Source organism: Kitasatospora xanthocidica (assembly GCF_014656195.1).
Taxonomy (GTDB): Bacteria; Actinomycetota; Actinomycetes; order Streptomycetales; family Streptomycetaceae; genus Kitasatospora; species Kitasatospora xanthocidica.
The window spans coordinates 497444-498046 of sequence record NZ_BNBY01000003.1; positions in this window are offsets into that span (position 1 = coordinate 497444).

Genomic DNA, 603 nt, shown 5'->3' on the forward strand with positions numbered 1-603 from the left:
CCGCCCCACCCCTCGCGTCACGACCGGGGCCCCGGCCTCGCTTCACCAACGAAGCCATCGCTTGGACCTGGTGCGCTATCGGGTCTTCGGACCGGACCCGCTGACGTCGCAACTCGTCGAGACGGTAACGGGTTTCAGCGATTCTCCCTGCCGATACCGGCCGAGCCGGTCTGTGGGGTGCATGCCGAGCCGGAGGTGATCGCGGCACCGGTGGAGGCGTCGCAGGTGGAGATGCCCGGACGTCCGCAGGAGCTGTACGGCGAGCTGGATGGAGTGCTGGCAGCGGCGGGTGAGCTGGACATCGTGGTGCTGCAGCACTACATCGCCCACCGGCGGATCCTGAACGTGGCCTCGGTCGTGTTCCGCCCAGGGCACGAGGTGCTGCTGGTGTACCTGCGGCTGGACCCCCCTGCTCGGCTTCGGAGTCGGCCGCCAGGAGTGCATGCCCGGCTGGGACTCCGGCGCCGCACCGGTCCTGTGGCACGACTCCATCATGGACGCCGTCCCGCTCCTCCAGCGCTCCGCAGAAATGCCCGCCGAGCTAGGCCGTGTTTTAGAAGGCGTCGAAGGTGCGTCTGGTTGGCCGTCCGGGGAAGCTGCGGG